The organism is Parasedimentitalea huanghaiensis, from assembly GCF_009753675.1.
In the GTDB taxonomy this organism is placed as follows: Bacteria; Pseudomonadota; Alphaproteobacteria; order Rhodobacterales; family Rhodobacteraceae; genus Parasedimentitalea; species Parasedimentitalea huanghaiensis.
The window spans coordinates 131,794-144,590 of the sequence record NZ_WQLV01000010.1; the positions used below are offsets into that span (position 1 = coordinate 131,794).

Genomic DNA, 12,797 nt, shown 5'->3' on the forward strand with positions numbered 1-12,797 from the left:
GCGTTTGTCAGTTACTCGTGCAGACCCAGATCATTGGCGGTCTGCCAGATCCGCCAGTGGTCATGTGGCATATTGGTGTGACGCAGGCCAAAGGCCCGGAACGCATCCTGCACCGCATTCGAGAAACATGGCACGCCCCCCACATGTGGGCTTTCACCAACGCCTTTGGCGCCAATCGGGTGATGCGGGCTGGGGGTAACCGTATGGTCGGTCTCGTAGTTGGGGACCTCCCAGGCTGTTGGCAGGAAGAAATCCATCAGCGTGCCGGTTTTGACATTGCCCATTTTGTCATAGGAGATCTCCTGCCCCAGTGCGACGGCCAGGGCCTCGGTCAGGCCACCATGCACCTGTCCTTCAATGATCATCGGGTTGATCCGAGTGCCACAGTCGTCCAACGCGTAGAAGCGGCGGATTTCCGGAACACCAGTATCAACGTCGATATCCATCACACAAACATAGGCACCAAAGGGATAGGTCATGTTGGGCGGATCGTAGTAACTGACCGCCTCCAATCCCGGCTCGATCCCCGGAATGGCCTGATTGTAAGCAGCATAAGCGATGTCTTTCATCGTTTTGAACCGCTCAGGTGCGCCTTTGACGGCAAACCGATCTACATCGAACTCAACGTCATCATCATGCACTTCCAGCAGGTAGGCCGCGATCATCTGCGCTTTGGCGCGAATTTTGCGTCCCGCCATGGCCGCAGCAGCACCTGCCACCGGGGTCGAACGCGATCCATAGGTGCCAAGCCCATAAGGCGCGGTATCGGTATCACCTTCTTCGATGGCAATATTATCAGCTGAAATGCCGATTTCGCTGGCCAGGATCTGTGCAAACGTCGTTGCATGCCCCTGCCCCTGACTGATGGTGCCCAACCGTGCAATCGCCGACCCAGTTGGGTGAATACGGATCTCGCAGCTGTCGAACATCCCCATGCCCAGAATATCGCAATTCTTGACCGGACCAGCGCCGACGATTTCGGTGAAGAAGCTAAGCCCAACACCCATCAGCTTGCGGGTTTCACCCCGCTTAAACGCCTCGACCCGGTCCGCCTGTTCCTTGCGTAGACCTTCATAATCAACGGTCTTCAATGCCTTATCCCAAGCCGTGTGATAGTCACCACTGTCGTATTCCCAGCCCAAAGCCGACTGATACGGGAACTGCTCTTTCTTGATAAAGTTGATCCGGCGCAACTCGGCCGCATCCATATCCAGCTCGATTGCCAGAACCTCGATCATCCGCTCGATGAAATAGACCGCCTCGGTCACACGGAAGGAACAGCGATAGCTGACGCCACCCGGAGCCTTATTGGTGTAGACACCATCAACACCCAGATAGGCCACTGGGATGTCATACGATCCGGTGCATATGTTCATGAACCCAGCCGGAAACTTGGTCGGATCGGCGCAAGCATCAAAGCCGCCGTGATCCGCTGTCACATGACAATGCAATCCAGTGATCTTGCCATCTTTGGTGGCGGCGATTTTGCCGGTCATCCAATAGTCACGGGCAAAGGCGGTGGACATCAGGTTCTCCATCCGGTCCTCGACCCATTTCACCGGTTGACCAGTGACAATCGAGGCCACAATCGAACAGACATAGCCGGGATAGACACCCACCTTGTTACCAAAGCCACCGCCGATATCAGGCGAGATCACCCGGATATTGTGCTCTTCGATGCCAGACAGCAATGACGCCACGGTGCGCACCACATGCGGTGCCTGAAAGGTGCCCCAAAGCGTCAGCTTACCGTTGACCTTATCCATAGATGCAACCGATCCGCAGGTTTCCAGCGGACAGGGATGGGTGCGATGGTAATACATACTTTCTGTCGCCACGACCTCGGCATCGTCCAGCACCTGATTGGTCGCGGTTTCATCCCCCTGCTCCCAGGTGAAGATGTGGTTGTGATGCTTGCGCGGACCATGCGGGCCTTCGGTTTGCCCGGCCAGATCTTCACGCAGAACAACGTCAGACTTCAGTGATTCAAACGGGTCCGTGATAACTGGAAGTTCTTCGTATTCGACCTCAACCAGTTCCACTGCATCCGCAGCGACATAACGGTCGCGGGCCACAACAAAAGCAACTTCTTGGCCTTGAAACAGCACCTTACCATCGGCAAGCACCATCTGTTTGTCACCGGCAAGGGTAGGCATCCAGTGCAGGTTCAGCGGAGCCAGATCTTCGGCGGTCAGAACGGCAACAACGCCATCCAGCGCCAGTGCGGCGTCCTTGTTTACCGAAACAACCCGCGCGTGGGCATAAGGCGAGCGTACAAAATCACCGTGCAGCATACCCGGCAGTTTTACGTCATCAACATAGTTGCCTTTGCCCTGGGTAAATCGAGCGTCTTCAACGCGTTTGCGCGAGCAGCCCAGCCCCTTAAGGCCCGCAGAACGCTCTTCGCGATCAGGAGTCAGGTCGTTCATTGTGCAGCCTCCTTTGCGGAATTCAGTTCACTTGCTGCCGCAAGGATGGATTTCACGATGTTCTGATATCCGGTGCAGCGGCAAATATTGCCAGCCATGCCAAAGCGAACCTCTTCTTCGGTTGGGTTTGCGTTTTCCTCAAGCAGTTTGGTTGCGCGGGTGATCATTCCCGGTGTGCAGAACCCACATTGCAACCCGTGATGTTCACGAAAGCTCTCTTGCAGAACATGAAGGGCGTCGGGCTGGCCAATGCCTTCGACAGTGGTGATTTCGGCCCCATTGGCCTGCGCCACAAACATGGTGCAGGATTTTACCGACTTACCATCCACGGTCACAGTGCAGGCACCGCAATGAGAGGTGTCACAACCAACGTGCGGGCCAGTGATGTTCAGTTTTTCACGCAGGGCGTAGATCAACAGATCGCGGGGCTCGGCCAGAAATTCATGATCCTCGCCGTTTACATTCATCTTGATATGCATCTTGTCAAACATTTGATGGTTTTCCTTACGCGCGGTCCCAGGCGCGAGTGATCGCGCGGGTCAGGATAATACCGGCCACATGGCGTTTGAACGCCACCGGGCCGCGGTTGTCTTCGGTTGGATCGATGTCGCCCAGCATGGCTGCGACGGCGGCTTTCATTGCCTCCGCGTCACAGGTCGTGCCTACCAATGCGTCCCCCGCATCTTCGGACCAGACCGGCACGTCGCTAAGATTGGTCATCGCAATTGAAGCTGTGGCAACTCTGCCCTCTGCCTTGGTGATTTGGACCGCAGCCGCAGCCGTGGCGTAGTCGCCGATCTTGCGCTTTTGCTTTTCATAGGAATAACCACCGGTGGGCGCTGCAAAACGAACTGAGATCAGAACCTCGTCATCTTCGCGGTCGGTCATATAGGCCGCTTCGTAATACTCACGGGCCGCAACCTTACGGGTGCCCTCAGGCCCCAACAGCTCAATCTGCGCGTCCAGACATTGCATCAGACCCGGCATATCGTTGCCCGGATCGCCATTGGCGATATTGCCACCCACAGTCCCCATGTACCGCACCTGAGGATCAGCAATCTGCAAAGCGGCTTCACTCAGGATAGGCGCCGCGGCTGACAGCCCATCGTGGTTGATCAACTCGTGCTGAGTAACCATCGCCCCAATGGTGATTGTGTCACCATCAATGGTGATGCCTTTAAGGGCTGCAATGTCCTGAAGATCGATAAGATGCGGCACCTCGGCCATGCGCAGTTTCATCATCGGGATCAGGCTGTGCCCGCCCGCCATGACGCGCGCGTCATCGCCGTGTTCTTGCAAAAGGGCTATCACCCCTTCGACATCTTTTGGGCGATAATAGTCAAACGCCGCTGGTATCATTGCTGGTCCTCCCTGACGTGCAGTTGATCTGGCTAAGGGAAGACCTGCATGCTTTCGCATACGGAACCTGCTGTTTTGTATCGAAATTCGCGATCTGCTGCACGAAATGCGAATTACCCGCACGAAATGCGATGACATTCTAACGTGTCCTGTAGGCGGGTGCGCCCCAACGGCCACTAAACAAATGGCTGGGTTGCTTTACTTGCAAGCGTTTCATCCGCCAACACACAGAGCCACACGATTAGCGATACAGGCGGAATGGATAGGGCATTAAAGAGAAGAAGGGCGGCGCTTCAGGAACTGACGCCGTTCAGCGCCAAGATTGCAAATGAAACCTTAGACACCCAGTGTCGCGCGCACTTGCTTCAGTCGCGACCGGCTGACCGGCACTTTGGCCAGACCGGGAAGATCAAAATGGCAAATACCGTTGTCTTTCAGACGTTCAAAACTGATGACATGGGCAGGATTGATCAGATAGCTACGATGCGTTTTTAGAAAGGGATTAGGTGCAACACGCTTTTCTGCCTCGGTGATGGACCAAGCGCAAAAGAACACACCATGCGCCGTATAGATGTGGGTGTAATGCCCTTCGGCCCGGATCGCGGCCACAGAATCCAGATCGGCAAAAAGCGTCTGGCCCTTCAGCTCGTAAGGGATCTGTTTTCCCCGCGGTTCGATTTCGATTGGCCCGCTCGCGACTTCCGCTATGGCCCCCTCCCCGCCTGTTTCTGCAACGACTGCTGGGACCACTTGCTGCGATGGTTCCAAAAACGTCACCCCAGTCAACAGGAAGGCACCGCATAGAACAAAACTGCTGAGCACAACGCCCATGGCCATAATTTCTTTTCCAATCGAAGGTCCAACTTCGTTGACTGAAGAATCGGCCACAAACCCAGTTCCGGCAATTGCGATAAAGTGCACGGCAACCACCGCCACGCCAAAACAAACCGTCCCCAACAGGATATTGCGATGGCTGCGTTGACCATAGGCAATCCAGAACGCCGCGATATTCAGCAGGCAGGAGGCCAACACGGCTAGGGTAATGCCCAAAGGGGTATAAAGCGCACGGCACATTTCCAATCCAGCCATGCCAATATAGTGCATGGCAATTATGCCCAGCCCCACAATGGAGCCCGCACTGACTAACACCAGTGGCGTTCGTTCACGAAAGTGCAGCAACAACAAAGCAACGCCAACAACCAGTATCGCAACCAGCGCTGATGACAGGGTCACAGCCGCGTCATAGTAAAACAGGATCGGCAGTTGCAGGCCCAACATGGCTACAAAGTGCATCGACCAGATCCCACCGCCCAGCGAGATAGCCGCCAATGCAATCGACAGCTTCTTCTGCAAAGTGCTGCGCTGCGCCAATCCTTGGGTCAGACTCAGTCCAGTAAACCCCGCCATCAGCGCCACCAAAAGGGAGGCGCCGATCAGTGCTGGGTTGTGGGAGTAATCCAAAAATTGCATTACGCCTTATATCGTCGCCCGCTTTTTGCTGCAATCGACTTGTCGAGATCCCTACACTTTGAAGGAGACTGTTCTCCGGTTTTAGAACCTGAGAGACAGGCAGGACATGCCGCCATCTAGTTTGGCACATTCAGAGTTGCTGATTTCAACAACCTGATAACCTTCCTTATCCAGCATCTCGGCGGTCCGTGGAAAACCAGACGCCATCAGCACCAGATTATTGAACCGGATCGCATTAGCAGCGGCCTCTTCCCCCTCTGCGACATGCAGCACGCGGTAACCCTCAAAACAGCCCGAAGCATCCAAACGTTTTGTCGACAGGATGGTCTCCGCATCCATCAAAGAACAGTCGGTTTTGAAGTGCAACACGCCCGGTGGGGTAAAGACCTCACGCAGTTGGTGGCCCCATTCTGCGGCAATTTCAGCCAGATCAGCCACACCCTTGGCATCAGTGCGATCTGATCGACCCACTAAAATCTCGCGCCCGGTGACCAGTATGTCACCGCCCTCGACATGGCCGGGGCCTTTGATTTCGCGCACATCGTCATAGCAGTCGCGAATGGTGGGCAACATTTCTGCCACTTCGCCCATCCGGGACGGCGCGCCGGGGCGCATCATGATCGCCCCCTGAGGCAGGCACAGGGTGGTATCCTCAACAAACACCGCATCCGGGTGCGCCTCGATCGCATTCAGTTCGATCACCTTGGCACCGGTGCTTTTTAGCGCAGCAACGTAATCCGCGTGGGCTGCCAGCATTTTGTCTAGGTCCGGGGTGCCGATATCTTCGGCACGCAACCCGTCAACGATACTGGCCGAAGGACGCCGGGTGATGGCGCGGGTGAATTCATATGTAGGATTGCTCATGTCAGTCTCGTCAGTTCAGGAGGGCGTAAAGACCGGCGCCTCGATTTCAATCATGCAGGGGCCCGTGACGTCGGCACAGGCCGTCACCGCAGTAGCCACAGCTTGTGGGTCGGTCCCGCATTTCTGGTGAGGGATGCCAAAGGACAGCGCAGTTGCCTCAAAATTCGGCGGGGTCGGATCGCAGCCCACCACTGTGACGCCAACGTCTTGCATCGACGTCGCGATCTCGCGGTAGCCATGGTTGTTCCACACCACAAAGATAATGGGCAGCTTTTCGTCCACGGCCGCCATGATCTCTGGCAGGCTGAACTGCGCCCCGCCATCGCCAGCGATGCAGATAACCCGCGCGCCCAGATCGGCAATCGCCGCGCCAATGGCCGCTGGAATCGCATACCCCAGTGCGCCATACCCGGTGGCCGCATTGAACCAGCCCCCTGCCCTGTCATGGTCATAGTACAGATTGCCCGCATAGATCGGTTGGGTTGAATCACCGACCATGACTGCGCCGGGCGCAGCAAGACGCATCGCGTCAAGGATCTGGACTTGAGATCGGTACGCCGGGCCGAGCTCTTCAAAAGCCGCTGTTCGCGTCTGCGCGGCACGGCCGGCCCCAGCCCCAGTAGATGAGTTCTTGCGACGCAGGTCAGCAATCAGAACATCAAGTACAGCTCTCGCATCGCCTTGCAAACCAATCTCCGCCGGATGCCGGCCAATCTGTTCGCTACAACAATCAATCCGAATAAGCCCCTGCATCCGGGCCATACTGCCGGTGGCATACATGTCATAATCCGTCGGCCCCAGTTCGGTGCCTACAGCCAGAACCACATCCGCGCCTTCGATCAGGTCGCGCACGGCCTGCAAACTGGGACTGGCAGGAACCCCCAGTGGGTGGTCATGCATGACACCTCGGGCATTCACCGTCTGCACCACCGGGGCATCCAGACGCTCGGCCAAATCGCGAACCAAATCTGCCGCAGCAACAGACCCGCCACCAGCCAGAATGACCGGGGCTTTGGCCACCTCTAACGCGTTCAGTGCCCGAGACACCTGACCCGGATCCAATGTAGTTTGACTACCAGTTTCCGTCGTAACAGAGGTTTCAACGTAGTCCCCTCCGGCCACATCCAGCGGAATTTCCACATGGGTTGGTCCCGGTCTGCCACTGGAAAAGGGTAGAAAGGCCTTGGTTAGAGCCGACGACAGATCGTCCGACTGACACACCTGCGCAGACACAAGAGCAACCGTGGACACCATCGCGTGCTGGTTGGGCAATTCATGCAGACAGCCCAACCCTCTGCCCAGTGACGACAGATGATTAACGCCAGAGACCACTAACATCGGGATACTATCCGCTCGGGCCTGCGCCATTGGGGTCAACGTGTTGGTCAACCCCGGTCCGGTGATGACAAAAGCCACGCCTGGCTTGCCAGACACACGGGCATAGCCATCCGCCATAAACCCAGCACCCTGTTCATGGCGCGGCGTTACATGACGGATACCCGAAGCCGCAAGGCCCCGGTACAGTTCCACAGTGTGCACACCCGGAATGCCAAAGACAGTATCAACGCCACGTTCGGCCAGTTGCGTGACCAGCGCTTCTCCGATGCTGGTCATGCGACGTCCTTTTGCAGGCTGGTGGCGTGCGAAACGATACGCTCGATTGCCGTTTCGAATGACGAGTCGTCGATGGTCAGAGCCACCCTCACCCAATCGGCCATGGTGGTCCCAAACGAGGTTCCCGGCATCACCGCAACCCCGCCATTTTCCAGCAGATGTTCAGCATAGGCCTGCCCGTCCAAACCGGTACAGGCCACATTGATCATCGCAAACATACCAGCCTGGGGCTGATGCACCGTCAAATCCGTTTCCTGCGTCAACCGGTCATAGAGTTTTGCAGCCCGCGCGGCATAGCGGTTACGCATCCCTTCTGCGACCGGGGAGCCTTCGCGTACAGCCATTTCGGTCATATCGGCGATAAAGGGCTGATTGCCAAACAACATGGTTTCAGACAGCGGCAACAAGGCTTCGGTGAAAGCAGCTGGACCAACACACCAGCCACTGCGGAACCCCGGTGCAGCATGCGACTTGGAGATCGAAGAGACCGCGATTACCCGGTCCGCATAGACGCTGCGCGACAAGGGTGACACAAATTCAGCCCCATCAAAGACCAACTGGTCATAGACCTCGTCCGAAATGATCCACAGATCATGTTTCAGGGCCAGTTCGCCAATGGCGTCGATGTCTTCAACCGTCAGGATTGATCCAGTTGGATTGTGCGGCGTGGTCAGCAGTACGGCACGGGTTTTGTCCGTAATTCGGGCAGCAATATCTGCTGCCTGAATGCGAAACCCATGTTCAGGCCGCAGCGGCACCGGGACCATCTCAGCGCCCGAGGCCCGCACAACCCCTTCGTAAGTGGCATACATCGGGTCTCCGACCAGCACCTCATCCCCGGCCTCGGCAACTCCCATCATCACGGCGTAAAGTGATGTTTGAGTGCCGGGAAAACATAAGAACTGATTGGTTTCAAAAACGCGGCCAGTGGACTTGGAATAGTGTTCGGCCAGCGCAGCCAGCAACCCGGCCTCGCCCCGGCCATCTGAATAGGTCGTCCGTCCTGCCTTCATCGCCGAGATAGCTGTGTCTGCCATAATGTCCGGCGTCGGCACGTCTGGCTCTCCAATGGTCATCTCAACGATATCGGCGCCTTGCCGAACCATTTCCTTGGCGCGCAGGTGCACTTCCCATTTGGCGCCACCTAGGCCTGCAAGGCGCTGTGTAACCGCAGTCGTTTTCATGGCTGGTTTGCCCTCTGTTCCAAGTCTAATCCAATAATTGCGCCGACCGATTCGACGCCAATGCCCGGCAACTCCCCCGGAGCAAAAGCATCTGGCAGCGCACCTCCCTCGAGCCAAAGCCCGTCAATCACACCGTTGCAGGCGGTTGCCAGATGATGCAGGCGTGTATCTGAAACAGATTGTCCGGCCTCGTCCAAAGCTGCCCGGATCAAGTCCTGCAACCGGTCCCGAAAATCGGCATATGTGCGCTCGTGAGTGGCCTTCATCTGCGCATCCTGCTGCACCTTGTTGAGGAAACTAGCCCAAAGAGCCACCGCCCTAGGATCAGCCACTGGTGGTTCCAGCGAGGTCCTGACCAAAGCGGCCAAATGGTCCCGTGCTGTCCCCTGCACCTTCGCCGCTATAGTAAAGGTCAGATCGGTCATTTCGGTCATGTGAGTTTCATAAGCCGCCGTCACCAATTCTTCCTTGGTCGAGAAGTAGTGCCGGATCAGGCCCTGGGTCACATCTGCCCGTTCGGCAATCGCCCGCACTGTTGCTCCCCGCACGCCCTTTTCAGCTACCAGGGACAAAGTGGCCTGTATTAAAGCCTCTTTTCGCTGATCCGCTGTTTCGCGTTTAAACTTGCGGCGGGCGTCGTTCACTAGGCTTCCTTTCACAGACTTCGTATTTATACACTTGCATAATTACGAAGCTTGCGCCTTACTACAAGCACAAATGTGAGGAAGCCGGAAAATGCCGACAGCTGCATCTGCAAAGCCATCACCCGAGTCTGACACGCTTGGCGAAGCCATTCAGGTCGAGGATCTGCACAAGTCTTTTGGTTCGCTCGAAGTCCTGAAAGGCGTGTCACTAAACGCGCATAAGGGTGACGTAGTGGCGATCATTGGTGGCTCCGGGTCCGGTAAATCGACGATGCTGCGCTGCATCAATTTTCTAGAGACCCCAACTTCGGGCAAGATCACCATCGATGGTGAGCAGGTCGAAATGAATGCCGATGGCAGCCCGGCCAATCGGCGTCAGATCGAACGCATTCGCACCCGACTGGCGATGGTGTTTCAACAGTTCAATCTATGGACACATCGCACGTTGTTGGAAAACGTGATCGAGGTGCCCGTTCATGTTTTGAAAGTACCGCGCACCGAAGCCATCGCACAGGCCAGGATTCTGCTGGACCGTGTGGGTTTGGGCGATAAGGCTGATACCTTTCCCGCCTACCTGTCCGGGGGTCAGCAACAACGCGCCGCAATTGCCCGCGCGCTGGCGGTGGACCCCAATGTAATGCTATTTGACGAACCCACATCGGCGCTGGACCCGGAACTGGTAGGCGAGGTGCTGACGGTCATCCGCGATCTGGCCGCCGAAGGCCGCACCATGTTGCTGGTCACCCATGAAATGAAGTTCGCACGCGAGGTGGCCAACCACGTCGTATACCTGTTCGAAGGCCGAATCGAAGAGCAGGGCCCACCTGCCGAAGTCTTTGGAAACCCACAGTCGGCCCGACTGAAACAGTTTCTCAGTTCGGTCGCCTAACCACCAAGATTGACTCTAAATATGACAATTCAGGGAGAAACGTCATGAAAGTGAAGACCATTCTTGCCGCCACAGTTGCAGCACTCACCCTTGCTGCAGGCGCTGCCAGTGCTGAGCAGGTCAAAATTGGCATCGCTGCCGAAGCTTATCCTCCGTTTGCATCGGTTGATTCATCCGGCACATGGGTTGGCTGGGAAATCGAAGTCATCGACGCAGTCTGCGCTGCTGCCGAACTGGACTGCGTGATCACCCCTGTCGCATGGGACGGCATCATTCCCTCGCTGACCGGTCAGCAGATCGACGCCATCATGGCCTCGATGTCGATCACAGAAGAGCGGTCCAAAACCATCGACTTTTCGAACGCATACTACAACACACCTGCCGTGATCGTAGCTGACAAATCGATGGACATCGAACCAACTCCTGAATCACTTGCAGGCAAGATCATCGGTATTCAGGCCTCGACCATCCACCAGGCCTATGCGCAGGCCTACTTCAAAGACTCCGAAATCCGAGTGTATCAAACACAGGACGAAGCCAACCAGGATCTGTTCGCTGGCCGCATCGATGCGACCCAGGCCGACAGCATCGCCATGGCTGATTTCGTTGGGTCCGACGCTGGCGGGTGCTGCGAAATCAAAGGCCCGGTTGCAAATGACGAAGCCATCCTGGGCAAAGGCGTAGGTGCCGGCACCCGCAAAGGCGACGACGCATTGCAAACCGCTTTGAATGCGGGCATCGCGGCTATCTTGGCCGATGGCACGCATGAAAAAATCACCGCGCGCTACTTCAACGCCAGCATCTACAGCGAATAAGATCTCGCTTTGGAACTGATCCTCGAAACGCTTGGTCTGGCCGAGAGCGCACAGCTGCTGTCGCTCTCGCCGCCGGGTTGGGGCGCCAATCTGCTGCGCGGCTTGGTGAACTCGCTGAAAATTGCGTTCGGAGCCTTTGGCTTTGGGTTGCTGATCGGGCTTTTCGGGGCCTATGGAAAACTATATGGCGGGCCGGTCCTGCGCGACCTGCTTGCCATATATACCACTGTGATCAGGGCGGTGCCGGAATTGGTGCTGATCCTGATCCTCTATTACGTCGGCACAGACCTGATCAACAAAGCGTCCTCAGCCCTAGGTTACGGCCGGATTGAGATCAGCGGCGTTGTGGCCGGCATCTGGGTTTTGGGCATTGTTCAGGGCGCCTATTCGATCGAGGTCCTGCGCGGTGCGATCCAAGCTGTGCCCCCCGGCCAAATCGAGGCCGCCCGCGCCTTTGGTATGCCACCGATCATGACCATGTGGCGCGTCACCATTCCCGCGATGATGTCGTTTGCCACGCCCGGGTTGGCCAATCTATGGCTGATCGCCACCAAGGACACCGCCTTATTGGCAATCGTTGGCTTTTCAGAACTCACCTTGGAAACCCGTCAGGCGGCAAGCAGCACACGTGCTTACTTCACCTTTTTCCTTGCCGCCGGCGCGTTGTATCTGATCGTGACCTTATGTTCCGGCGTGGTCTTTGCCTGGATTGAAAAATGGGCCCGTCGTGGTCAGCCATCCCTGCGCGAGGACCGGACATGACCACTCTAAAATCTCTGATGGTGCCGCATCGTATCGTAATGATGCTGCTTTTCGCAGCGCTGGTCCTGTGGTGTGCACTATCGCTGCGCTGGGATTGGATCCCGAAATATGCACCGCTTGCACTGGAAGGGTTGTGGACCACCATCTGGATTTTGGCCCTCACCACGGTTCTGGGTTTCTTGCTGGCGGTGCCTCTGGGCCTAGCACAGGCGATTGGACCTTGGTACCTGTCAATCCCCGCCCGCACCTTCTGCACTATCATTCGCGGCACGCCGCTACTGCTACAAATATGGCTGCTCTACTACGGTTTGGGATCGCTTTTTCCGCAATTCCCGTGGATTCGCAGCAGCGAGCTGTGGCCCTACCTGCGCCAAGCCTGGCCCTATGCGGTACTGGCCCTGACGCTGTCATATGCCGGATATGAAGGTGAAGTGATGCGCGGTGCCTTTTCGGGTGTGGCCAAAGGTCAGCTAGAGGCCGCTAAAAGCTTTGGTATGCGCCGTTTCACCATGTTCCGCCGCATCTGGTTGCCACAAGCGGTCCGCAACGTGTTACCGACTTTGGGGGGGGAAACCATCCTGCAGCTGAAGGCCACACCGCTGGTGGCGACGATTACTGTGATAGATATCTACGCGGTGTCGTCGCGGGTTCGATCAGACACCTTCATCGTCTACGAACCGCTGCTGTTGCTGGCCTTGGTCTATATGGTGATCGCCGGGCTGATCACGCTGGCCTTTAAACGGTTCGAAAACCAAGTTGCCAGATAA

At 56.6% G+C, this 12,797-nt stretch carries 12 protein-coding genes; 4 read left to right on the forward strand and 8 right to left on the reverse strand.

Going from position 1 to position 12,797, the window contains the following annotated elements; genetic code table 11:
• Positions 1 to 11: 11 nt before the first annotated feature.
• The 8 genes from GO984_RS16200 to GO984_RS16235 all read right to left on the reverse strand — a co-directional run bounded on the left by GO984_RS16200 (position 12) and on the right by GO984_RS16235 (position 9,564).
• The gene (locus GO984_RS16200; RefSeq protein ID WP_157023663.1) at positions 12 to 2,429 is read right to left on the reverse strand and encodes an aerobic carbon-monoxide dehydrogenase large subunit; all 2,418 of its coding nucleotides are present in this window, start codon (positions 2,427 to 2,429) and stop codon (positions 12 to 14) included.
• Positions 2,426 to 2,920, reverse strand: coding sequence for a (2Fe-2S)-binding protein (locus GO984_RS16205; protein WP_157023664.1), 495 nt, complete (start codon positions 2,918 to 2,920; stop codon positions 2,426 to 2,428). The genes GO984_RS16200 and GO984_RS16205 overlap by 4 nt, the downstream gene beginning before the upstream one ends.
• Positions 2,921 to 2,933: 13 nt before the next feature.
• The gene (locus tag GO984_RS16210; RefSeq protein ID WP_157023665.1) at positions 2,934 to 3,788 is read right to left on the reverse strand and encodes an FAD binding domain-containing protein; all 855 of its coding nucleotides are present in this window, start codon (positions 3,786 to 3,788) and stop codon (positions 2,934 to 2,936) included.
• Between the two features lie 336 nt (positions 3,789 to 4,124).
• A complete protein-coding gene (locus GO984_RS16215; protein WP_157023666.1) occupies positions 4,125 to 5,258 on the reverse strand; it encodes an MHYT domain-containing protein in 1,134 nt (377 codons plus the stop codon).
• An 81-nt stretch (positions 5,259 to 5,339) separates the two neighbouring features.
• Positions 5,340 to 6,122 carry an arginine deiminase family protein gene (locus GO984_RS16220; RefSeq protein WP_157023667.1) on the reverse strand — a complete coding sequence of 261 codons (783 nt, stop codon included), beginning with the start codon at positions 6,120 to 6,122 and terminating at the stop codon, positions 5,340 to 5,342.
• A gap of 15 nt (positions 6,123 to 6,137) precedes the next feature.
• A complete protein-coding gene (locus GO984_RS16225) occupies positions 6,138 to 7,736 on the reverse strand; it encodes a 5-guanidino-2-oxopentanoate decarboxylase (RefSeq protein ID WP_157023668.1) in 1,599 nt (532 codons plus the stop codon).
• Positions 7,733 to 8,920, reverse strand: a complete 1,188-nt coding sequence (locus GO984_RS16230; RefSeq protein WP_157023669.1) for a pyridoxal phosphate-dependent aminotransferase — start codon at positions 8,918 to 8,920, stop codon at positions 7,733 to 7,735. Before GO984_RS16230 ends, GO984_RS16225 begins: the two co-directional genes overlap by 4 nt.
• Positions 8,917 to 9,564 (reverse strand): TetR family transcriptional regulator C-terminal domain-containing protein, encoded by a 648-nt coding sequence (locus tag GO984_RS16235; protein ID WP_167740376.1) that lies wholly within the window; start codon positions 9,562 to 9,564, stop codon positions 8,917 to 8,919. The genes GO984_RS16230 and GO984_RS16235 overlap by 4 nt, the downstream gene beginning before the upstream one ends.
• Before the next feature lie 91 nt (positions 9,565 to 9,655).
• Here GO984_RS16235 and GO984_RS16240 point away from each other — a divergent pair, with 91 nt between their 5' ends.
• The 4 genes from GO984_RS16240 to GO984_RS16255 are packed head-to-tail and all read left to right on the forward strand — an operon-like array spanning position 9,656 to position 12,797.
• Entirely contained in the window at positions 9,656 to 10,453 is a 798-nt protein-coding gene (locus tag GO984_RS16240; RefSeq protein WP_157023670.1) for an ABC transporter ATP-binding protein, read from the forward strand.
• A gap of 44 nt (positions 10,454 to 10,497) precedes the next feature.
• A complete protein-coding gene (locus GO984_RS16245) occupies positions 10,498 to 11,268 on the forward strand; it encodes a transporter substrate-binding domain-containing protein (RefSeq protein WP_157023671.1) in 771 nt (256 codons plus the stop codon).
• Positions 11,269 to 11,277: 9 nt separating this feature from the next.
• A complete protein-coding gene (locus tag GO984_RS16250) occupies positions 11,278 to 12,030 on the forward strand; it encodes an ABC transporter permease (protein ID WP_138163511.1) in 753 nt (250 codons plus the stop codon).
• Positions 12,027 to 12,797, forward strand: a complete 771-nt coding sequence (locus GO984_RS16255) for an ABC transporter permease (RefSeq protein WP_138163510.1) — start codon at positions 12,027 to 12,029, stop codon at positions 12,795 to 12,797. Before GO984_RS16250 ends, GO984_RS16255 begins: the two co-directional genes overlap by 4 nt.